Annotated in this window: 15 protein-coding genes; 9 read left to right on the forward strand and 6 right to left on the reverse strand. The window is 49.7% G+C overall.

The features are described from left to right. Positions 1–8: 8 nt before the first annotated feature. Complete coding sequence (locus FAH66_RS06405; RefSeq protein ID WP_137041072.1) at positions 9–599, reverse strand: tyrosine-protein phosphatase; 591 nt, start codon at positions 597–599, stop codon at positions 9–11. Positions 600–724: 125 nt separating this feature from the next. On the opposite strand from FAH66_RS06405, the gene mnmC1 reads away from it, so the two are divergent. Continuing rightward, complete coding sequence (mnmC1, locus tag FAH66_RS06410; protein WP_167480321.1) at positions 725–2,335, forward strand: FAD-dependent 5-carboxymethylaminomethyl-2-thiouridine(34) oxidoreductase MnmC1; 1,611 nt, start codon at positions 725–727, stop codon at positions 2,333–2,335. Positions 2,336–2,544: 209 nt separating this feature from the next. On the opposite strand, the gene FAH66_RS06415 is transcribed toward mnmC1, so the two are convergent. Together FAH66_RS06415 and FAH66_RS06420 are read right to left on the reverse strand one after the other, a co-directional pair. After that, positions 2,545–4,962 (reverse strand): TonB-dependent hemoglobin/transferrin/lactoferrin family receptor, encoded by a 2,418-nt coding sequence (locus FAH66_RS06415; protein ID WP_137041074.1) that lies wholly within the window; start codon positions 4,960–4,962, stop codon positions 2,545–2,547. A 54-nt stretch (positions 4,963–5,016) separates the two neighbouring features. Next, on the reverse strand, positions 5,017–6,012 hold the full coding sequence (locus FAH66_RS06420) for a Slam-dependent surface lipoprotein (RefSeq protein ID WP_137041075.1): 996 nt from the start codon (positions 6,010–6,012) through the stop codon (positions 5,017–5,019). A gap of 368 nt (positions 6,013–6,380) precedes the next feature. Here FAH66_RS06420 and FAH66_RS06425 point away from each other — a divergent pair, with 368 nt between their 5' ends. Next, positions 6,381–7,922: a surface lipoprotein assembly modifier gene (locus FAH66_RS06425; protein WP_137041076.1), complete on the forward strand. Its 1,542-nt coding sequence runs from the start codon at positions 6,381–6,383 to the stop codon at positions 7,920–7,922. A gap of 120 nt (positions 7,923–8,042) precedes the next feature. Here FAH66_RS06425 and FAH66_RS06430 read toward each other — a convergent pair whose 3' ends face one another. After that, positions 8,043–8,666 carry a biliverdin-producing heme oxygenase gene (locus FAH66_RS06430; protein ID WP_137041077.1) on the reverse strand — a complete coding sequence of 208 codons (624 nt, stop codon included), beginning with the start codon at positions 8,664–8,666 and terminating at the stop codon, positions 8,043–8,045. Positions 8,667–9,069: 403 nt separating this feature from the next. Between FAH66_RS06430 and FAH66_RS06435 the strand changes: the two genes are divergently transcribed. From FAH66_RS06435 to FAH66_RS06445, 3 genes are read left to right on the forward strand one after another with little or no spacing between them, the layout of a single operon-like run. Continuing rightward, complete coding sequence (locus FAH66_RS06435; protein WP_137041078.1) at positions 9,070–10,380, forward strand: paraquat-inducible protein A; 1,311 nt, start codon at positions 9,070–9,072, stop codon at positions 10,378–10,380. Further along, the gene (gene pqiB, locus FAH66_RS06440; RefSeq protein ID WP_137041079.1) at positions 10,377–12,038 is read left to right on the forward strand and encodes an intermembrane transport protein PqiB; all 1,662 of its coding nucleotides are present in this window, start codon (positions 10,377–10,379) and stop codon (positions 12,036–12,038) included. The genes FAH66_RS06435 and pqiB overlap by 4 nt, the downstream gene beginning before the upstream one ends. Further along, complete coding sequence (locus FAH66_RS06445; RefSeq protein ID WP_137041080.1) at positions 12,038–12,556, forward strand: PqiC family protein; 519 nt, start codon at positions 12,038–12,040, stop codon at positions 12,554–12,556. Before pqiB ends, FAH66_RS06445 begins: the two co-directional genes overlap by 1 nt. 56 nt (positions 12,557–12,612) lie before the next feature. On the opposite strand, the gene grxB is transcribed toward FAH66_RS06445, so the two are convergent. After that, complete coding sequence (gene grxB, locus FAH66_RS06450) at positions 12,613–13,323, reverse strand: glutaredoxin 2 (RefSeq protein WP_137041081.1); 711 nt, start codon at positions 13,321–13,323, stop codon at positions 12,613–12,615. A gap of 88 nt (positions 13,324–13,411) precedes the next feature. Between grxB and FAH66_RS06455 the strand changes: the two genes are divergently transcribed. The 4 genes from FAH66_RS06455 (at position 13,412) to putA (ending at position 22,487) form a co-directional block, all read left to right on the forward strand. After that, positions 13,412–15,625, forward strand: a complete 2,214-nt coding sequence (locus tag FAH66_RS06455) for a RelA/SpoT family protein (RefSeq protein WP_137041082.1) — start codon at positions 13,412–13,414, stop codon at positions 15,623–15,625. A gap of 251 nt (positions 15,626–15,876) precedes the next feature. Further along, positions 15,877–16,671 (forward strand): formate/nitrite transporter family protein, encoded by a 795-nt coding sequence (locus FAH66_RS06465; RefSeq protein WP_137041083.1) that lies wholly within the window; start codon positions 15,877–15,879, stop codon positions 16,669–16,671. Between the two features lie 456 nt (positions 16,672–17,127). Next, positions 17,128–18,654: a sodium/proline symporter PutP gene (gene putP, locus FAH66_RS06470; RefSeq protein ID WP_137041084.1), complete on the forward strand. Its 1,527-nt coding sequence runs from the start codon at positions 17,128–17,130 to the stop codon at positions 18,652–18,654. Positions 18,655–18,878: 224 nt separating this feature from the next. Continuing rightward, positions 18,879–22,487: a bifunctional proline dehydrogenase/L-glutamate gamma-semialdehyde dehydrogenase PutA gene (gene putA / locus FAH66_RS06475; protein WP_137041085.1), complete on the forward strand. Its 3,609-nt coding sequence runs from the start codon at positions 18,879–18,881 to the stop codon at positions 22,485–22,487. Between the two features lie 56 nt (positions 22,488–22,543). Here putA and nth read toward each other — a convergent pair whose 3' ends face one another. Further along, positions 22,544–23,173, reverse strand: coding sequence for an endonuclease III (nth, locus tag FAH66_RS06480; protein ID WP_003685196.1), 630 nt, complete (start codon positions 23,171–23,173; stop codon positions 22,544–22,546). Positions 23,174–23,218: the final 45 nt, after the last annotated feature.

Consider the following 23,218-nt stretch of genomic DNA (forward strand, 5'->3'; position numbering starts at 1 on the left):
TCTTGGTATTAACCGCGTTTGCGCAAAGCTTCCAAATGCATTTTAACCTGTTTGACTTTCTCTTCGGTAAACAGGTTGGCAATGTTTTTCCAAATGCTGTGATAACCGTAAGGCCCATGTTGCATTTCGGCTTTTGCTTCTTCCACCGGCCAGCCTTGATAAATGATGCGGTACATTCCGGCAATCAAACCGGTACGGTCTGCGCCGTGATAACAATGGATAAGCACTGCGCCGTTTTGCTGTTGTTTTTCAATCAGGTATAGGATTTCCGCAATCTCTTTCGGCTTAATGCTCCATGACAGCAACGGACGGTTTAGCAAGGTCAAACCATACGCTTTCAAATGGTCGTCATCGTTGCGGTCGAAAAAGCGCAAGTTGATCACGCTTTGAATGCCCAGTTTGACGATGGCTTCGCTATCTTCGGCAACAGGCTGCTCGCTGCGGTAAAGCTTGTCGTCGATACGATAAAGGTTAGCATCGTGTTTGACGGGGGTTGCCCAACGTTCGGACCGAACGGCTTTGCTGCCGTTATTCGGCGGCACGGACGAGCAAGCGATGGGCAAGCCGGAAGCGAGAAGACACAACAAAAGACGGCGCATAAAATTCCTGTATGAAAATCAATTGGAAATCAAAATATCATGCGATTCTCTCAAAACCCGTTCGGATATTCTATCCGCGCAAACCGCGTTACAATAAAGCCTCTTTTTTCAGACGGCCCTTCATCATGACCTACCTTGCTTGGAACACCACGCCTTCCCTTGCTACCCTTTGCCGCGCAATCGAACAACATACCGTACCGCTTTATTTGATTGTCTGCCTGCCTGAAAACCGTATTCCCGATTTTCCGCTGTCAAATCATCCCTCCGAGCTTGAAGGCCGTTTGAACAAGCGTCTCGCTCAAGCCATGAAATGTCTTCAGTTCAACAGCGTCAACGTTTTAGAAAACCTATTGCCTGATATGCATCTCTGGCTGGTTCCGCCACACCGTGCCGACCGCTTACACGAACATTTCCATCATATCCAATGGCAAACCGAAGCCATACCCCAATCCGCCCCTGTTCCTCTAAAACCTTGGTTCAGACGGCCCGAACATCAAGCCGCGCCCGAACACGTCCTGATCATCGGCGCAGGCATTGCCGGCGCAGCGACCGCGCGCAAACTGGCTGAGTACGGCGTACGCGTTACGGTTTTGGAGGCCGGTAAAGCGGCGCAGGCAGGCAGCGGCAACCGCCAAGGCTTGCTCTACGCCAAAATCTCGCCACACGATACCGAACAAACCGAGCTGCTGCTGACAGGCTACGGCTACACGCGCCGATTATTGGAAGACTTGCTGCCCGACTCCGACGTATGGGGCGGCGACGGCGTATTGCATTTGAATTTTGATGACAGTGAACGCAAACGCAATCAGGCCTTGGGTTTGCAACACCAGCATAAACACCTCTACCGCAGCGTATCTGCCGAAGAGGCTGAGTCCATCGCAGGCATAGACGTATTTTCAGACGGCCTTTACTGGCCGCAAGGCGTATGGCTGAATCCGCCCGCTGTCGTGCATACCTTATTGAATCATCCGCTGATTGAGTTGCACGAACACTCACCGCTGACCGCCGTATCGCATGACGGCGCACAATGGACGGCACACACGCCGGACGCGCATTTCAATGCCAGCCATATTGTTTACTGTATGGGCGCGCACAGCCCGACTACCGCCGACACCAATGTCTCCGCCCTGCCTTTCCGCCAAATCCGCGGCCAAACCGGCGTTGTGCCCGCCAGCCCGTTTTCACAAAAACTGCGTTGCGCCATTTCCGGCGAAAGCTACATCAGTCCGAGCTGGCAAGGCCGCCACTGCTATGGCGCGACATTTGTGCTCAACAGCAACGATGAAACTTGGTATCCGCAGGAAGAAACCAAAAACCGCGCCGCCCTGCACCAGCTCAATCCGCCATTGGCACAATCCCTGTTTGAGCAAGATTCGTTTTCAGACGGCCTTCCAAACACACAAGGCCATGCCGCCCTACGTTGCGACAGCCTCGACCACTTGCCCGTTGTCGGCGCACTAGGCGACATCGCCGCCATGCAGTCCGCCTACGCCAAGCTGGCATTGGACAAAAACTACCGACTCGACAATATCCCCTGCCCTTACCTGCCCAATGCCTACATCAATACGGCACACGGCACACGCGGACTGGCGACAGCCCCCATCTGCGCCGCCGCCATCGCAGCCGAAATACTCGGCTTGCCGCATCCGCTATCGCAAAGGCTGAGAACCACGCTACACCCCAACCGCGCCATCATCCGCGCGATTGTTCGGCAGCAACCGTTGTTATCCGATTAAGGATTTCGCTGTAAATAAAAAAGGCCGTCTGAAAGTCATTAAAACTTTCAGACGGCCTTTAGCTATCCGTTAACTGCTTAGAATTTCCATTCCAAAGACACGGCATAGTTGCGACCTGGGGCACGGTAGCGATCTAAGCCTTTGCCATCGCGGTCAACGCCGTTGGTGGTGCTGTAGCTGTACCAACCTTCCTTTCTGTTCTAATTACCTTAGAACTTGGCTTCAAGCGTGAAGTTGTAGCTTCTGCCGGGGGAGGTGAAGCGTTCTATACCGGCATGGGTTTTGTTGTCAACGCGGTTGACTGTACCGAATTCGCGGATGCTGCGCAACGATTCCCAAGTGTAGTATTTTTTGTTGCCGATGTTGTACGCACCGGCGCGCACAGTGAAGTATTTGCCCAAGTTGACGTAGCCTGTCAGGTCGAAAAGCGTATAGGCTTTGCTATGTTTGGCAAACGGCCATGGGTTGTTCAAATCATCACTGCTGTGAACGGTGTCAGACGGTTTTTTAGCTGCAGTGTGTGTCAGGTACGCATTGATACCCCAGCGTTTGGAAGGAGCGTCGTAGCCCAGATTGTAAACAGCAGACCACGGCGAAAGTGCGTTAATCGGGGTTTCCTGTTCGTTGGTCTGTTTGGCTTTGCCTTTGATGTAGCTGACATTGACACCTGCGTGCGTACCTTGCGGCAAACCGATGCTGTCGAGGTTCCATGTGCCGTTAAATTCCAAACCTTTCACCCATGCGGAGGAACGGTTTTGGTTTTGCCAAACGGGTGAGCTGACCAATGCGGTACCGTCGGAAATCGGCGCATAATTAGGGCTGTTGGGGTTGTCTGAGGACACGCCCATGTAGGTCAGCTCGATAAAGTTGCGGTAGCGGGTTTGGAAGCCGGAGAGTTTAAAGTTTCCGGCTTTGCCACTGCCGGCAAGTCCCAGCTCGAAGTTTTTGGCGGTTTCTGCCTTAAGGTTAGGGTTTGCTTTAAGGTAGAAGTCAGGATGCGGGAACAATAGCCAGGTTTCGTCCGAAGTCGGCGCGCGGAAGCCTGTACTGTATTTCGCCAGAAGATTCAAATGTGGAGTAAATTTCCAGTCTAATCCTAAGCCGTAGCTGAAACCGCTGTGTTTACGCTCGCTGCCAAGATAGGGGATTTGACCGCGGATGGCAGGGGTATAGTTGGGGTTGTCCTTGGCTTTGCTGCTGCTGTTGTCGTAACGAACCCCGGCATTGAGGCGGTATTGGCTGCTGTCGCCGAATTGGAAGGTGTTGTTCCAGTAGGCAAAACGGTTTTTGGAGGAGCTTTCGACCAGCATAGTCAATTCTTGGTTGTTGGACGTTTGATATTTCGGGTCGTATAGGCGTACCCAATAGCTATGATCTCTATTGCCGTTGTCGTTTTGTGAACCACCCAATCCGTATTGCATTGCCCATACCGATTTGGAGAAGTCGATTTGTTTTTCGGCATCGGCACCATATTGTATGGTCTTTTGACGGATGTTGCGGAACATATGGTATACGTCGCTGTTGACCCCGTTGCTGGCGTAATCGGTCGGCAAGTCCCAAGTCCAGGTACTCATGTCGATGGTTTGACGGTCGTAACGCAGGTTAAGGTTGTCCCATGGTCCTTTGTCAAGTTGGTTTTTGTATTCGAAACCGATGCGTTTGCGGTAGGAAATATCTTGACGGGAACGGGTATCGCCCAATGCCTCGCCTTTCCAGTTTGCCGCCCACATATTGGACAATTCGGTCGTCGTGCGGTCGGTGCGTGAATCTTCGTAAATCCAGCCGATACGGTTTTGATCGTTAAAGTTGTAACCCAGTTTAAACAGAGTGCTTTTATTTTCCCAGTCTTGAGGATCAGGTTTACTACGAGCCACACCACGGCTGCCGTAGTTGGTTCTGCCGACATTCGGCCCCCAGCTTTGTTTGTTGTCGGTGATGTCGGTATCGGCAGCGTCGCTGTTGTTTTTGGTTTCTTTACCGAAACGGCGGGTATAAACCATCAATGCATCCAGACCCAGCCAAGTTCCTGCGGCGGTTATGCTGCTGAATTTCTGGCTGTTGCGTCCGATATAGCCGCCTTTAATGCCCAAATGGTAGGGCTTTTCTTCGGAAACATAGTCGCTTGCGGATTTGGTTTTATAGTTGACGGCACCGCCCAATGCACCGCTGCCGGATTTGAGCGAGTCCGCACCTTTGGTGAGGGTTACTTCCGAGAAATTTTCGGGTTCGGAAGTGTTGCGGTTGGCATTGAAGTTGCCGTATGCGCCGAACAACTCTTGGAATGCTTCAGACGACCTGCTTTCTGCTTGTGCCAGTCCGTCCACGTTGATGGCAACGCGGTCTTTATCGACACCGCGTATGGTAAAACCGTTAGAACCTGAGCGCCCGCCTTCAACGACGCTGATGCCCGGATCGTAACGCACCAAGTCGCTTTCATCGGAGACCATTTGTTTATCCAAAGCCTGACGGCGGATTTTCTCTTCACCGAGTTTTTGTACTTTGCGGCCGCCAATGACTTTGACTTCATTCAACTCCTGATAAGCTTGAGGAATAGGATCGGCCGCTAAGGCAGGGAAAGTTTGGCTGACAATAGCTGCCAGCAGTACAGGTTTAAAATGGAAGGACATTTTTTGCCTCTTAATATATATTGATTATCTATTATTGGAATGCTTGATGTGCAGTTACTGGCTGACAGGTGTCAAGCTTGTATCTGTCGTATTGCGGTCTGATGAATTTTCTACGCCGCCAAATACAGTATCTAACGATTTGTCAGCATCGAAGGTAACTTTGCCGCCTATGCTGACTTCTGTTTTATCGCCGCCTTTAAACTGACCGAAGAATTTTCCTTCGACTTTGCCGTTTTTACCGTCAGATTCGGCAGTGCCTGAGAAATCAACGCCGTTAATGCCCACATCTTTCATTACGACGTCCGGACCGTAATCCGCATTACCTAAAATCGTGCCGCCGAGTTTGTTGGTGTTGAAATTGGCTGTCAGCAGTGAAAGTTTGGGAGCGGTTTTTTCAGACGACCCGGAGGATTTGCCCGGATCGTAGGTTGAGGTAACGATATTGCCGTTGCGGACGCGGACTGCCCAAACTTCGTATGTGGTCTTGCCTTTTGCCACAGTACTGTCTGACGGAGTGTAATAAGACGGTTTCGCCGTGCCAACAGGTTTACCGCCGACGAACAGGTCTGCCGTGCCGTCTGAACTTATCCATGCGCCGAATTTGAGGTGATCATGTTTGGTTGCGGGCGCGTAGGTGAACTGTCCCGAACTACTGCAACAGACAAACAGTTTGCCACCTTCAGATAAAGGTTGGCCTTCGTGGCGGGTACGCAGGGCATAAGACGGGCTGGAGTAGGAGGGGACAATCGGGTCGGAATATGAGCTGATGTTGTAATAGTTGCCTGAAGGGGTTTGATAGACATATTGCTTATCGGTATAGCTGCCCCATGATGTTTTTACTTCGAGCTCCGCTTCATGCAGGCTGCCTCCTTTTCCGGAAAGGGTATTGATGGTCTGTATCGCACTGCTTTCATCGCTCAGCTTAACATTGGCGATAGGTTGCGCTGTCGGAATAGCAACGGGAACTTTGGGTTCAGATGCACCTCCACCTGCACATGCAGTCAAAATAAAGGTAGTTGCAATGGGTACTATAAATACATTAATTTTCATAACCAATCTCTCTAAATACAAGCTTCTCAAATACAATAATGATAAGTATTACTAATAATATGAAATATTGTGTAATAAATATTTTATTTTAGCAATACCAATATTTTCTCTATCAGTAGTTAGGGTGAATCTTTATGCTATCCTCTCTCTGTTAAATATATTTACGTAATTTATAATCCTATAAAAATAAATAAGTTATATATATTTCGTAAATTTGCCGTTATAATAATAAATCTAAATACGAATCTGTATTTTTTATGCAAAAATAAAATTACCTGAGATGCCTCAGGCAGTTTTATGATAAGAGCAAATCCCTTATTAGAAACGGTTTGCCCTGCAATATATACATATATTTCGGATGACTTTAAATGCTAAAAATAAAACAAAAAATTGTCTCAGCTTCTTTGTGCTACCTATTGCCGTCAGCAGTCTTTGCTGAATTTCCCGAAAAGGGTGTTCGGCAGAATATTTCTTCTCAGAATACTGCTGTACAAGTACAACAGAAACAATGGTTAGATATTTTATCTGAGGAAGAAAGGTCGCCTGAAAAGAATGAGAATATAGGCAGACCGACTCTGATTAACGATGATTTTTTAGCGTCAAACCCGCATATTCTTGAGGACGCGTTAGTTCAAGCACTTAACGGCAATAGCGCAGATCTGGTTTCCTCGCTTGTTGCCCTTTACCGCAAACAGCCCAACCACAATCCCAAACTGATTGCGCGTGCCGATGCTTTGCTAGCAAAGTTGAAAGGACGAAATTCCGAAGCGGTCGAACGTTATCGTACCCTTTATGAATCTGACGTTTCAGACGACCGCATATTATTGGATTTGGCAGCTGCAGAGTTTCAGGACCATCGTTTGGGTGAGGCAACGATGCATTTTCGTCATGCCGCGCAACGCGATATACCTGCCCCCGTTTTGGAAAATGTCAAACGTTTTCAAGAAGCCGTTAAACGGCAGACAGAATGGAAATGGTCTGGCGGAATCAGCCCCGTGCATAACGATAATGCCAACAACGCTGCTCCGCGTTATTGCATCGAAACAAGGGGGCAAACCGCATGCAGTGTTACCTTACCTGTCAGTGCCAACGGCTTGAATTACGAATTGAACACCGAAAAACTCACCCCATTGTATGGGCATCACGCCATCAAATTCCGTACCAACCTCAGCGGCACAAGCTATTTTTTCGACCGTCAATCGGCTTACGACGATGCGTTCGGCAGGGCTTATTTGGGATGGCAGCGCAAGGATGGCAAACAAACCATCAGCGTTTTACCGTTTTATCAGGCACAGTTGGCAGGCAGCAGCGAGTTTGACAGCAAAAAAGAAAATAACCGTCGCGCCGCGCCGTATATGCTGGCACACGGGGTTGGCGTACAGCTTTCGCATATGGTCAATCTCGGTAACGCAACACAACTTTATTACTCACTGGAGCGCTACCGCCAAAACTATCGGGAAACTGATCGTGCACTGCGCAACGATGGTTGGCACGACAGTACTTATCTTTCCCTAGCGCGCCGTTTCGGCAGTACGACCCTGTTCGGCGGTTGGCAATACAACCGCTTTGTTCCTGAAAACAAAAACATACGTAATACTGTCAACAATGCGGCCTACCACCGCAACGGTTTCAATATAGGTTGGATACAGCAATGGCAGGTTTTAGGCGGGCTTAACAGCAGACTTACCGCTTCATTTGCCAACCGTCGCTATAAAGGCATTATGGCATTCGGTACCGAGCCACAACGCAACCGAGAGCGTTCCCTCTCTATCAACCTTAGCCACAACAAATTATCTTATAAAGGCATTACCCCTACTTTGAATTATAGTTATAGTCACATCCGTAGCAATGCACCATATGCAATGCGTAATATTCATCAATGGTCATTAGGTGGTGAATGGAATTTTTAAAGGAGAATCAAATCTGAGTAGGTATAAGACAGCAACCCGTTCAAACAAAACTTTGTAGTGTAATTAAAGGCCCCTGCAAACATCTACGCCGAGACCTTGTCTGTTTGATTTAATTATTTTTTAGAGTCTGTGCGGTGTCATACCTTCAGGCGCTTCTGCACCTGCCGGCAAACCGAAGGTTTCGCGCAAAATCACTTTATAGAAAGCAAATGCTTCGCGCGCACCTTGAATGGCTTCCGCCTCGGCTTCAGGAGTCAAGTTCAAAGCGTTCAGATGCTCGACAAAAGCGCGCCAGTGTTTGCCGCGGCCGTTTGGATGCGGAGCCAGGTGGCGTGCGCCGAATTCGCCGTTGTATTCAAGTTTTTGAGCGTGTTTGAACAAGAATGCTGCGCCCAAATTAGAACCTTCGGCGCAATACAGCCAGCCGATGGCTTTATTGCCGGTTTCGTGTGGCAATTCTTTGTCAAATTTGTAAGGCTCTTCGCCCAAGTCTTTCAAGTCTTGAGTCACGGCATCGTAACGTGCCATGTATTCAAGTTCAGGAATGGCTTTGTTCAATTCGGCATCTTTATAGATATGGTCAACAGCCTTATGGAAAACAGATTGAAGTTTCAAGAATTTGATGTAGTTTTCTTTGCTAGAAAAAGGTTGAACGGACATAACCAGGTTATCAACGCTGTCGTGCGTTGTCGTGGTTTGCTCTTTCAAGCGTTTGGCGAAAGTCAGCTCTTGGGTCTCACTCATGATGTTTCCTTTGAATAAGGGACTAATGGTTTCAGACGGCCTTTATGGTTAAAAATACCGTCTAATTTTAAAAGAATCGTTTTAAAAACAAAGAAGATAACTCTTAACCTGCTTCAGGTTCATTGACCGCACACCTTCCACAAATCTACAAGTCTCATCGCGTTTTTCAGGAATAAGAATATATATTATTTTTATACTAATGACAATAAACAAAACCAAGACCTATTAATAAAATTTAACGGCCCATAGCAATAACCTTCTGAAGTCTTTTCAAACTTTTCAGACGGCCCAAACTTTATTAAACAGCCGCCATTCAATCCAATATCGACCTAAATTTGGGCTATCCTTCTGTTTTCCTTTATAATGCGACACTCTTTGCACCTTCTTTACCCCCTGCCGAACCATGAAACGGATTCCTGCCTACCATCGCTGGTGGCGCTACAAGTCTTATCTTCCTGATGCGACGCTGCCTGCACATACGGTGGAATGCCCGGATTGCGGCTGCCGTATGGATATTCCGCGCCTGCGTCAGGGGCAGGAAGCGCATTGTCCGGTGTGCAACCACGAAATCGTGGAGGTGGAAAACAATCCGTATATCGCGCCGATTGCCTATGCGCTGACAACCTTGATTCTGATGGCATTCGCGTACAATATGGTGTATATCCGCGTCGATTTGTTCGGCGTGACATCGATTTTGTCGTTGCCGCAAATGATGCGGCTTTTGATTTCGCTGGATTATGGTTTTCTGGCAGAAGTGATGTTTATCCTCACCTTCGGCGCGCCCTTACTGTTTTTACTGCTCTGCCTTTATGTTTATACGGCTTTGATACGCGAAAAGGCCTACCCTGCGCTGCGCTTTGCAACGCGTGTATTGGTGCGGCTGCGTCATTGGATTATGGTGGATGTGTTTTTTATTTCCACTCTGGTGGCGTATATCAAGCTCTCGTCCGTTGCTACGGTAGAATTCGGCTCGGCGTTTTATCTGATGTTTCCGTTGTCGGTCATGCTGATTCGGACTTCGGTATCGATTCCGCAGCATTGGGTTTATTATAAGATTCACCGTTTAACCGGCGGCCATGCGGTTCAGACGGCCACTGAAGACAAAATCTGTTGCAGCCGTTGCCTGTATTTCCGCAATAAAGACGAGCAGCCTTGCGGCGTATGCGGTGCGGACTTATACCGCCGCCGCCCGAAAAGCCTGAGCATTTCTCTGGCGTTTTTAGTCGCGGCGTTTATCCTGTATTTCCCTGCCAACATCCTGCCGATTATGATTTCGTCCAACCCGACGGCCTTGGAGATCAACACGATTTTCAACGGCATTGTTTATATGTGGGACGACGGCGACCGATTGATTGCCGTGATTATCTTTAGTGCCAGTATTATGGTGCCGGTTTTGAAGATTATTGCGATGGCGGTTTTGATTTATTCCGCATACTTCAAACCTGTGATGAGCGCGGACAAGATGTCGGTTTTGTATCGGATTACCGAATCCATCGGCCGCTGGTCGATGATTGATATTTTTGTGATTATCATTTTGATGAGTTCGTTCCACACCAATATGGCGCGCGTTGTACCGGGTGGTGCGACGATTTACTTCTGCCTGGTCGTTATTTTGACCATGCTTTCGGCCTATTATTTCGATCCCCGTCTGATTTGGGACAAGCAACAACAGCTTTCAGACGGCCTTGATTCTGACCAGACCTTAACACAATGAGAAAACACGATTCTTCACCCAATTATCACGCCCCGGCGCGTGTCAAGAAAACCAATGTCTTCACATCCGTCGTGTGGCTGATTCCGCTGATTGCGCTGATTGCCGGCGGCTGGCTTTTGGTTAAAGACATCCGCAACCGCGGCCCTGTCGTTACGCTGTTGATGGACAGCGCCGAAGGCATCGAGGTCAACAACACCGTTATTAAGGTGTTGAACGTCGATGTCGGACGCGTTACCCGCATCAAATTGCGCGACGACCAAAAAGGCGTGGAAGTCACCGCCCAACTCAGCGCCGACGCCAAAAACCTTATCCGCAGCGATACCCAATTTTGGGTAGTCAAACCGCGTATCGACCAAAGCGGCGTTACCGGCTTGGGAACCTTGCTTTCCGGCTCATATATTGCATTTACACCGGGCAAAAGCCAAGAAACCAAAGACATATTTGTCGTTCAAGACATTCCACCGATTGCTGCAATCGGTCAAAGCGGCCTGCGCCTGAATTTGATCGGCAAAAACGACCGCATCCTCAACGTCAGCAGCCCTGTTTTGTATGAAAACTTTATGGTCGGCCAAGTAGAAAGCGCACATTTCGACCCGTCCGACCAAAGCGTGCATTACACTATCTTCATCCAAAGCCCTAACGACAAACTGATTAATTCCGCCAGCCGTTTCTGGCTGGAGAGCGGCATCAATATCGAAACCACGGGCAGCGGTGTCAAACTCAATTCCGCCCCTCTGCCTGCCCTGCTGTCCGGCGCGATTTCCTTTGACTCGCCCAAAACAAGCGACAGCAAAAACGTTAAAAGCGAAGACAGCTTCACGCTTTACGACAGCCGCAGCGAAGTCGCCAACCTGCCTGACGACCGCTCGCTGTACTACACCGCGTTTTTCAAACAATCCGTACGCGGCCTGTCTGCCGGTTCACCTGTCGAATACAAAGGCCTAAATGTCGGCGTGGTTTCCGATGTCCCTTATTTCGACCGCAACGACAGCCTGCACTTGTTTGAAAACGGCTGGATTCCCGTACGCATCCGCATCGAGCCTTCCCGTTTGGAAATCAATGCGGACGAACAAAGCAAAGAGCATTGGAAACAACAATTTCAGACGGCCTTAAACAAAGGCCTGACTGCCACCATCTCCAGCAACAACCTGCTGACCGGCAGCAAAATGATTGAGTTGAACGATCAGCCTTCCGCCTCGCCTAAGCTGCGACCGCATACCGTTTATGCAGGCGATACCGTTATCGCAACCCAAGGCGGCGGTTTGGACGATTTGCAGGCAAAAGTGGCCGATTTGTTAGACAAGTTCAACAACCTGCCATTGGATAAAACCGTTGCCGGCTTGAACGGTTCGCTTGCCGAGCTCAAGTCCACACTCAAATCTGCCAATGCCGCCCTAAGCTCTATCGACAAACTGGTCGGCAAACCACAAACACAAAACATTCCGAACGAGTTGAACCAAACCCTGAAAGAATTGCGTCAAACCCTGCAAGGCGTATCGCCTCAATCGCCTATCTACGGCGACGTACAAAATACGCTGCAAAGTTTGGACAAAACCTTAAAAGACGTTCAACCCGTGATTAATACTTTGAAAGAAAAACCCAACGCGCTGATTTTCAACAACAGCAGCAAAGACCCTATCCCGAAAGGAAGCCGATAATGCGCCTCTTCCCGATTGCCGCCGCCCTGACGCTTGCCGCCTGCGGTACTGCGCAAAGCACACAATATTTCGTTCTGCCCGACAGCCAGTACATCCGACCTGCTACGCATGGCAGCGAAATTGCGGTTAAAGTCAACCTTGCCGAACCGCTTGCCAACGGCGGCCTCGTTTACCAAACCGATGCCTATCATGTGAATCTGGCGAAAAACCACCTTTGGGCGGCACCGCTCGATGACGCGTTGGCAGCAAACCTCAGCAACAAGCTCAACCGCCTCAATCCGCATCGCACCTTCGTGCCTGCTTCACGCAGCCAAAACAGCCAAACCCTGAAAGTCTATATCGAAGCCTTCCAAGGCAGCTATCAGGGGCAGACCACCATCAGTGGTTATGCACAATGGCCGGACGGACGCAGCAAACCGTTTAACGCCGTCACGCCGCAACAAGGCGACGGCTATACCGCCATGCTCGAATCGTTGGAAAACGGCTTGTCACAGGTTGCCGATATGATCGCCTATTAAACCCAAAGGCCGTCTGAAAAACTTTCAGACGGCCTTTTTCATGTTTCAAACACTCATTACAACGCACGGTCAAAATACAAAGCCACGCCGGAACGCTCGCTCATCGCCAACAAATAATCCATCACTTTTTGCGGCCATTGAATACCGCGCACAACGGTCAGGTTGCGCAAAATAGGGAAAGTCAGGATATCTTCCAAACTGATTTCACCGCCCAAGCCCTCGCCTTCGCACACCAGCGCTTCCAGTTCGGCCAAGTCTTGATGCAGACGCTCCAGATATTGCGCCGTTTTGTTCAGATTAGTCTCGAAATTGCCGATACTTTTCTCTTTTTTGTCGATAAAGTATTTTTTTGCTTCATCGGTCTCAAATTCGGGCAGGCTGATTTTGACCATGCGCGGCTGTACCAATTTGTTATTGTATTCGCCCACTTTGTCCAACCAAGCCTGAACCTCGGGACGAACCGTTTCTTTCAGACGGCCTTGATCGATGTAACGGACAATATCCAAACTCTCGCCCATAAACGAACCATCTTCTTTTTGCAGAATCGGCACTTGTTTTGAACCAATCATGCCAATCGGCGTAGCTTCGTCATCGTTTGCCAAAACAACCTCTTCCACCGCCACATCGCGCAAGCCGTAAATCATCCGCGCACGGACGCAAAACGGGCAATGGTCGTAAATATACAGTTTCATCGAAATACTCCTTAAAATTTCAAAACGGTTAACCATAACACCCAAAGCCGTCTGAAACAAGGTGTCCTGAAACATAATGCCACATTCGCATACAAATCTAGGGCTGCCGGCAATAAACTGTTACAATAGCAACGTTTTTATCACAAAGAAAAAAACGCACGCCATGACCACTATTCGCCAAACGCCCCAAACATCGAGTGCAACGCTGGAAGGCCTCCTCGCTTGGTTCGACGGCTATGTTGCCGCGCTGCCCGATTCCGATAAAAACCTGATTCAGACGGCCTTTGACTTAGCTAAAGAACATTATCCTGCCAATGCCCTAACGACTTACGGCGAACCATTGCTGGAACATTTCCTCGGCTCGATGCAAATCGTCAGCGAACTCGACCTCTTGCCCGATGCCGTGGCCGCCACGATTTTGTCCGACATCGGCAAATACGTTCCCACTTGGCGCGAATTGGTTACCGAACGCTGCAACAGTACCGTTTGCGAGCTGGTCAAAGGCGTGGATGAAGTACAGAAACTGACCCAATTCGCACGCGTGGACAGCCTTGCCACGCCGGAAGAACGCGGCCAACAGGCCGAAACCATGCGCAAAATGCTGTTGGCGATGGTCACCGACATCCGCGTTGTCCTGATCAAACTGGCGATGCGCACGCGTACCCTCCAATTCTTAAGCAACGTTCCCGACAATCCTGAAAAGCGCGCCGTTGCCAAAGAAACCCTCGACATTTTTGCCCCGCTCGCCAACCGCTTGGGCGTGTGGCAACTCAAATGGCAGCTCGAAGATTTGGGCTTCCGTCATCAAGAGCCGGAAAAATACCGCGAAATTGCCCTGCTTTTGGACGAAAAACGCACCGAACGCCTCGAATACATCGAAAACTTCCTCAATATCCTGCGTACGGAACTGAAAAAATACAATATTCATTTTGAAGTTGCCGGAAGACCGAAGCACATCTACTCCATTTGCAAAAAAATGGTAAAGAAAAAGCTCACTTTCGACGGCCTGTTCGACATCCGCGCCGTACGGATTTTGGTGGACACCATTCCCGAGTGTTACACCACGTTGGGCATTGTCCACAGCCTCTGGCAGCCGATTCCGGGCGAGTTCGACGACTATATCGCAAACCCGAAAGGCAACGGCTATAAAAGTTTGCACACCGTCATCGTCGGCCCGGAGGACAAAGGCGTGGAAGTCCAAATCCGCACCTTCGACATGCACCAATTCAACGAATTCGGTGTTGCCGCCCACTGGCGTTATAAAGAAGGCGGCAAGGGCGATTCCGCTTACGAACAAAAAATCGCTTGGTTGCGCCAACTCTTAGACTGGCGCGAAAACATGGCCGAAAGCGGCAAGGAAGACCTTGCCGCCGCCTTTAAAACCGAGCTGTTCAACGACACGATTTACGTTTTGACCCCACACGGCAAGGTCCTCTCCCTGCCTACGGGCGCTACTCCTATCGACTTTGCCTATGCCTTGCACAGCAGCGTGGGCGACCGTTGTCGCGGCGCAAAAGTTGAAGGACAAATCGTACCGCTGTCCACACCTTTGGAAAACGGACAACGCGTTGAAATCATTACCGCCAAAGAGGGAAACCCTTCCGTCAACTGGCTCTACGAAGGCTGGGTCAAATCCAACCGCGCCATCAGTAAAATCCGTGCCTACATCCGCCAGCAAAATGCGGATACCGTGCGCGAAGAAGGCCGTGCCCAGTTAGACAAGCAGTTGTCAAAAATCTTCCCCAAACCCAATCTGCAAGCATTGGCTGAAAAACTCGGCTTCAAAAAAACCGACGAACTCTATACGGCCATCGGTCAGGGCGAAGTTTCCAACCGCGCCATCCATAAAGCCTGCGGCGCGCTGAATGAACCGCCTCCTGTGCCGATTGATGAAACCAATATCGTCAAGCAGTCTAAAATCAAAAAAGGCGGCAAAAACGGCATTTTGATTGACGGCGAAGACGGCCTAATGACCACGCTTGCCAAATGCTGCAAACCGGCACCTCCGGATGACATTATCGGTTTCGTTACGCGCGACCGCGGCATTTCCGTCCACCGCAATACCTGCCCTTCTTTCCGCCACCTTGCCGAACAGTCTCCTGAAAAAGTCTTGAATGCAAGCTGGGCAGCCTTGCAAGAAGGACAAGTGTTTGCCGTCGATGTTGAAATCCGCGCCCAAGACCGCTCCGGTTTGCTTCGCGACGTTTCGGATGCACTGGCGCGTCATAAACTCAACGTTACCGCGGTGCAAACCCAATCGCGCGATTTGGAAGCCAGTATGCGCTTTACCCTTGAAGTCCGCCAAGTCAACGACCTGCCGCGCGTATTAGCCAGCTTGGGCGACATTAAAGGCGTTTTAAGCGTAACGCGCTTGTAGTTCTAACGCACCAAGCAAATCCCAAGGCCGTCTGAAAGCAACTTTTTCAGACGGCCTTTTAAGTTTTTAACACACCAATATCTCAACACCTCAACTTATCTTTCTTAAAAAGTCAGCCGCAGCCTTAACCGCTTCAATATATAACCCCCTCTTCTATTCTTACAACCAGTCGTTATTTCCTACCGGCATCATTCTCAGGCAAACTTATTATTCTCATGATAAACAAGATATTTCCAATTTAAGGGAGCCTCATGGATACACGAGATTTGTACCCTCACGAGATTTTGCAGGAAGCCATCGGCAAGAGCTGCGCCAAGTCTGAGTTCAGCATCAAAATGTTGGTGATTTTGAGTTTTTTAGGTGGCGGCTATGTCGGCTTCGGCTATCTTGCCTGCCTGCGCGTCATCAGCGGCATTCCTGCCGAATGGAACGGCCTGGCCGCCCTTTTGGGTGCGTCCGTGTTCCCGATTGCGCTGATTTGTATCTTAATCGGCGGCGGTGAGCTGGCAACAGGCAATATGATGATTATGGCTTTGGGCAGACTGACCGGCCGCGTCAGCACCTACAAACTGGTACGCAACTGGCTCATCGTCAGCTTGGGCAATCTGGCAGGCGCCGTTGCCATGGCCTATTTCCTCGGCCACTATGTCGGCCTGGCAGAGGGAGCGGCTGCGACGAAAACCATTGCCATCGCGGAAGCAAAAGTTAATATGGACTTTGGCCGTGCATTCGTCTCCGCTATCGCATGTAACTGGATGGTGTGCATGGGTATTTGGTTCTATTTCGGCTCACGCCATACTTCAGGCCGCATTTTGGCAACTTGGTTTCCGGTCATGATCTTCGTGTTAATCGGTTTCCAACACTTTGTCGCCAATATGTTCATCATTCCGGCCGGTATTTGGGCGGGCGCAAATGTCAGCTGGGGTCAATTTTTCTACAATATGATTCCCGTCTTCTTGGGCAATGTCCTCGGCGGATCGTCTTTTGTTGCCGCTTTCTATCTCTTCGCTTATAAACATTTGTTAAAAGATGATTTTTCTATTTAGTTCAAGCTGACTCGCTACCCCGTATTCATCAGAAATACGGGGTAGTGCCGTTATCAGGCCGTCTGAAAACGCCTTTTAGTGTCGCATAATTACGCTTTCTCTCTGCGTAACGTTTCATTTATAGGAAAGATAGTTTCATTGTCTTTCCTTTTCTCCAATTTAAGATAATTTTTGCAATCTTTTGTTTTCAAATGACTTCCCCTCAAAAGCGCTACGATTTTTCATAAAGCCCGTGTTCCGTGCTTTGCAAAACAAAAAATTTACTGTATTCTGAATTTAATTATTTACAATTTAATGCGGATTGGTTACATATCCTATTGTATTTGAAAATAATTTATCCTGACTCTCTCGTGAAAAACAGGATTTTTAAGCTGTATTTTTATTAGAAAAAAGTTTGGGTACGAATTGCTTGCAATTTCAAAACCCGTATTTATAAGTTAGATGAGGAATAAGTACATGAATCCCATGTATATCACTTTCGCGATCTATTTGGTCGCCGTATTACTGATCGGCCTCGCCGCCTATTTTTCAACACGCAACTTCGACGACTACATTCTCGGCGGCCGCAGCTTGGGTCCGTTCGTGACCGCGATGTCTGCCGGTGCTTCCGATATGTCAGGTTGGCTTTTGATGGGCTTGCCGGGTGCCATTTACCTGAGCGGTTTGAATGAAGCTTGGATTGCCATTGGTCTGATTGTGGGTGCATACCTCAACTGGCTTTTGGTCGCAGGCCGTCTGCGCGTACATACCGAATACGCCAACAACGCGCTGACGCTTCCTGATTACTTCTTCCACCGCTTCGGTGCCGGCGGTCACTTGATGAAAGTGGTTTCTGCACTGATTATCTTGTTCTTCTTCACTATTTACTGTGCTTCAGGCATCGTAGCCGGTGCTACCCTGTTCCAAAGCCTGTTCCACGATCTGTCTTACACTCAAGCCATGTGGCTGGGTGCCGGCGCTACCATCGCCTACACTTTCTTGGGCGGTTTCTTGGCCGTAAGCTGGACCGATACCCTGCAAGCTTCTTTGATGATTTTTGCATTGGTACTGACTCCTATCATGGTGTACTTGGGTTTGGGCGGTGCAGATCAAATGAATGCTGCCATCCAACAAGTTGCCGCCTCTACCGGTAAAGAATACGGCAGCCTGTTTGCCGGTACTACTTTCATCGGCATTATCTCTACCGCCGCTTGGGGCTTGGGCTATTTCGGTCAACCACACATTTTGGCCCGTTTCATGGCTGCCGAAAGCGCTAAATCTCTGGTTTCTGCACGCCGTATCGGTATGACTTGGATGATTCTGTGTATGGCCGGTGCTGTGGCTGTCGGCTACTTCGGTATCGCTTACTTCGGCGCCAACCCTGCCCACGTTGACGAAATGAACGGCAACCACGAACGTATCTTCATCGCTTTGGCTACCCTGCTTTTCAACCCTTGGATTGCCGGTATTATCTTGAGCGCAATTCTCGCCGCCGTAATGTCCACCCTGTCTTGCCAATTGTTGGTTTGCTCCAGCGCGATTACCGAAGACTTCTACAAAGGCTTCCTGCGTAAAAACGCCCAACAAACTGAATTGGTATGGATTGGCCGCGTAATGGTATTGGCGATTGCCGTGATTTCCATCCTGATTGCTTCTGACCCTGAAAGCAAAGTATTGGGCTTGGTAGCTTACGCATGGGCCGGCTTTGGTGCTGCATTCGGTCCGGTTGTTATCCTGTCTGTTTTGTGGAAACGCATTACTGCCTACGGTGCACTCTCCGGCATGATTGCTGGTGCGCTGACTGTGGTTGTTTGGGCTGAGTGGATTAAAAAACCTGCTTTGGCTGCACAAGAAACAGGCTTCTCTACCGTTTATGAAATCGTTCCCGGCTTCATCATTTGTACTCTCGTGATTGTTTTGGTCTCCCTGATCGACAAACAACCGTCACGCGAATTGCAAGAACGTTTCGAAAAAGCAGACGCAGAATACCGCGCCTCTAAATAAGACGTTTTCAGACGGCCTGCATGATTCCGTGCAGGCCGTCTTTACGAAATAAACTGTTTCAAAATAATCTGAGCCTTATCAGAAAAAACAGCAATTTATGCGGATGCATCTTGTATCCGCATCATAATTTTATTACGATATTACTATCCTTCAGAATGCCTATTTTAGCAGTCTTAATTCAGGCCGTCTGAAACCATGAAAAAAACCTTTGGAGAACATAAATAATGTTTAACTTCGCTTTTCCAACACAAACTCCTCTGCGTCAAGCTGTAACCGATGCCTACCGCCGTGATGAAATCGAGGCCGTTCAGGATATGTTGCAACGTGCACAGATGACCGACGAAGAGCGCAATGCCGCCTCCGAGCTTGCCCGTCGTTTGGTTACTCAAGTCCGCTCCAGCCGCACCAAAGCAAGTGGCGTAGATGCCTTGATGCACGAGTTCTCTCTCTCCAGTGAAGAAGGTGTTGCACTGATGTGTCTGGCCGAGGCTCTGCTGCGTATTCCGGACAATGCAACCCGTGACCGCCTGATTGCCGACAAAATCTCCGAAGGCAACTGGAAAAGCCACTTGAACAACAGCCCTTCCCTCTTCGTTAACGCGGCTGCATGGGGTCTGTTGATTACCGGCAAACTGACCACCAACACTTCTGAAAAAAACATGGGTTCTGCCCTGAGCCGCATAATCAGCAAAGGTGGCGCGCCTCTGATCCGTCAAGGTGTGAACTACGCAATGCGCCTGTTGGGCAAACAATTCGTAACCGGCCAAACCATTGAAGAAGCTCTGCAAAACGGTAAAGAGCGCGAGAAAATGGGTTACCGCTTCTCTTTCGATATGTTGGGTGAAGCCGCATACACCGAAGAAGATGCCAACCGCTACTACAACGACTACGTTCAAGCCATTCACGCCATCGGCAAAGATGCCGCAGGACAAGGTGTTTACGAAGGCAACGGTATTTCCGTTAAACTTTCCGCTATCCATCCTCGCTACTCACGCGCCCAACACGAACGCGTTATGAGCGAACTGTTGCCACGCCTGAAAGAATTGTTCCTTTTGGGTAAAAAATACGATATCGGTATCAACATCGACGCCGAAGAAGCCAACCGTCTCGAATTGTCTTTGGACTTGATGGAAGCTTTGGTTTCCGACCCTGACTTGGCCGGCTACAAAGGTATCGGTTTCGTTGTTCAGGCCTACCAAAAACGTTGCCCGTTCGTTATCGACTATCTGATCGACCTGGCTCGCCGCAACAACCAAAAACTGATGATCCGTTTGGTTAAAGGCGCATACTGGGACAGCGAAGTAAAATGGGCCCAAGTAGACGGCATGGAAGGCTATCCGACTTACACCCGTAAAGTCCACACCGACATCTCCTACCTCGCCTGCGCACGCAAACTCTTGGATGCGCAAGATGCCGTGTTCCCACAATTTGCCACCCACAACGCCTACACTTTGGGCGCAATCTACCAAATGGGTAAAGGCAAAGACTTTGAACACCAATGTCTGCACGGCATGGGCGAAACCCTGTACGACCAAGTAGTCGGCCCGCAAAACTTAGGCCGCCGCGTACGCGTGTATGCCCCGGTCGGCACACACGAAACCCTGCTTGCCTACTTGGTACGCCGCCTGTTGGAAAACGGTGCGAACTCTTCTTTCGTGAACCAAATCGTTGACGAAAACATCAGCATCGACCGCCTGATTAAGAGCCCGTTCGACACCATCGCCGAACAAGGTATCCATCTGCATCCGGCATTGCCTCTGCCACGCAATTTGTATGGCAAAGACCGTCTGAACTCTCAAGGCGTAGATTTCAGCAACGAAACCGTATTGCAAAACCTGCAAGAAAAACTCAACCAAGCTTCTTCCGAAGACTTCCATGCCGCTTCCATCGTCAATGGCGAAGCGCGTAACGTAGGTGAAGCACAACCTGTCCGCAACCCTGCAGACCACAACGATGTTGTCGGTACCGTCAGCTTTGCCGATGCCGCATTGGCTCAAGAAGCAATTGGTGCCGCCGTTGCCGCCCTGCCTGAGTGGAGCGCCAAACCTGCTTCAGAACGCGCCGACTGCCTGCGCCGTTTTGCCGACCTGTTGGAACAACACACGCCTGCATTGATGATGCTGGCCGTCCGCGAAGCCGGTAAAACCTTAAACAACGCCGTTGCCGAAGTACGCGAAGCCGTTGACTTCTGCCGCTACTATGCCAACGAAGCTGAAAACACCCTGCCTAAAGATGCCAAAGCTGTCGGCGCAATCGTTGCCATCAGCCCATGGAACTTCCCATTGGCCATCTTTACCGGCGAAGTGGTTTCTGCATTGGCAGCCGGCAACACCGTTATCGCCAAACCTGCCGAACAAACCAGCCTGATTGCTACTTACGCAGTTTCCCTGATGCATCAAGCCGGTATTACGACTTCTGCGCTGCAACTCGTACTCGGTGCAGGCGATGTCGGCTCCGCCCTGACCGGCGATACCCGTATTGGCGGCGTGATCTTCACCGGTTCTACCGAAGTAGCGCGCCTGATTAACAAAGCGCTGTCTAAACGCGACGACAACCCTGTCCTGATTGCCGAGACCGGTGGTCAAAACGCGATGATCGTGGACTCTACCGCCCTGCCGGAACAAGTCTGCCTCGACGTATTGAACTCTGCCTTCGACAGCGCGGGCCAACGTTGTTCTGCTCTTCGTATCTTGTGCGTTCAAGAAGATGTTGCCGATAAAATGGTCAACATCATCAAAGGCGCAATGGACGAATTGGTTGTCGGCAAACCGACCCAACTGACCACAGACATCGGCCCTGTCATCGATGCTGAAGCCCAACAAAACCTGTTGGCCCACATCAACCGAATGAAAGGCGTAGCGAAGGCTTACCACGAAATCAAAACTGCTGCCGACGTTGATAGCAACAACTCTACTTTCGTTCGTCCAATCCTGTTTGAATTGAACAACTTGAACGAGTTGCAACGCGAAGTGTTCGGTCCTGTATTGCACGTTGTCCGCTACCGCGCCAGCGAATTGGATCAACTCATCGACCAAATCAATGCCAAAGGCTATGCTTTGACCAGCGGTGTACACAGCCGTATCGAAGGTACTGTCGAACACATCCGCGACCGTATCGAAGCCGGTAACATCTACGTTAACCGCAACATCGTCGGTGCCGTTGTCGGCGTACAACCTTTCGGCGGTCACGGCTTGTCTGGTACCGGTCCTAAAGCGGGCGGTCCATTCTATCTGCAACGTTTGGTTCGCACTCCTGAATGGGTTGCACCAACCCTTAGCCGTATCGGCCAAGCAGATGAAGACGCGCTCAAACGTTTGGAAACTCTGGTTCACAAACTGCCGTTTGATGCAGAAGAGAAGAAAACTGCAGCCGCAGCTTTGGGTCACGCACGAGTTCGCACGCTGCGCAAAGCCGAAACCGTATTGGTCGGCCCGACCGGCGAACGCAACTCATTGAGCTGGCGCTCTCCGAAACACGTTTGGGTACACGGCGGTACTCTGTTGCAAGCCTTCTCTGCCCTGACCGAGCTGGCTGCCGCAGGCATTCAAACCGTTGTTGAGCCAAACAGCCCACTGGTTGCCTACTCTGCCGATTTGGACGGTTTGTTGCAAGTCAACAGCAAACCTGAAAACGCAGGCATCAGCCATGTTGCCGCCATCGAGCCTTTGAGCAGCGAGCGCAAACAAGAGTTGGCCGGCCACGACGGTGCGCTCATCCGCATTCTGCCTTCCGAACAAGGTCTGGACATCCTGCAAGTATTTGAAGAAATCTCTTGCAGTATCAATACTACCGCTGCCGGTGGTAATGCCAGCCTGATGGCAGTTGCCGACTAATCGTAGCCAAATCAAAGGCCGTCTGAAATTCAGACGGCCTTTTTTTATGTTTTTATTTACATTTTTGCCGGATATTCGCACAAATCGTTAATCAGGCATTTGCTGCATTGCGGTTTTAAAGCCTTGCACGTATAGCGGCCATGCAAAATCAACCAGTGATGGGCATCCATCAAAAATTCTTTGGGAATAAAGCGCATCAGTTTGTCTTCAACTTCGCGCACATCCTTGCCCGGAGCAATTTTAGTACGGTTGGAAACACGGAAAATATGGGTATCGACCGCCATAACAGGTTGCCCGAATGCAGTATTCAGCACCACATTGGCTGTTTTACGGCCAACACCGGGCAAAGATTCCAAAGCCTCGCGGTCAGCAGGCACTTCGCCGTTGTATTTTTCCAGCAAAATACGGCAAGTCTGCATGATGTGTTTGGATTTGGTTTTGTAGAGGCCTATGGTTTTGGTGTATTCCATCACGCCGTCCAGCCCCAAATCCAACATGGCTTGCGGCGTATTGGCAACGGGAAAGAGTTTGGCAGTCGCTTTGTTCACGCCGACATCAGTCGCTTGTGCAGACAATAAAACGGCAATCAGCAGCTCAAACGGCGAGCTAAAATTTAACTCGGTAGTCGGATGAGGATTGGCAGCGCGGAAACGCTCGAAAATTTCTTGGCGGATTTGTTTGTTCATTGTTTGGATTATTTTTTTATTGGCGCAGCAATTATAGTGAAATCA

The organism is Neisseria subflava (assembly GCF_005221305.1).
In the GTDB taxonomy this organism is placed as follows: domain Bacteria; phylum Pseudomonadota; class Gammaproteobacteria; order Burkholderiales; family Neisseriaceae; genus Neisseria; species Neisseria subflava.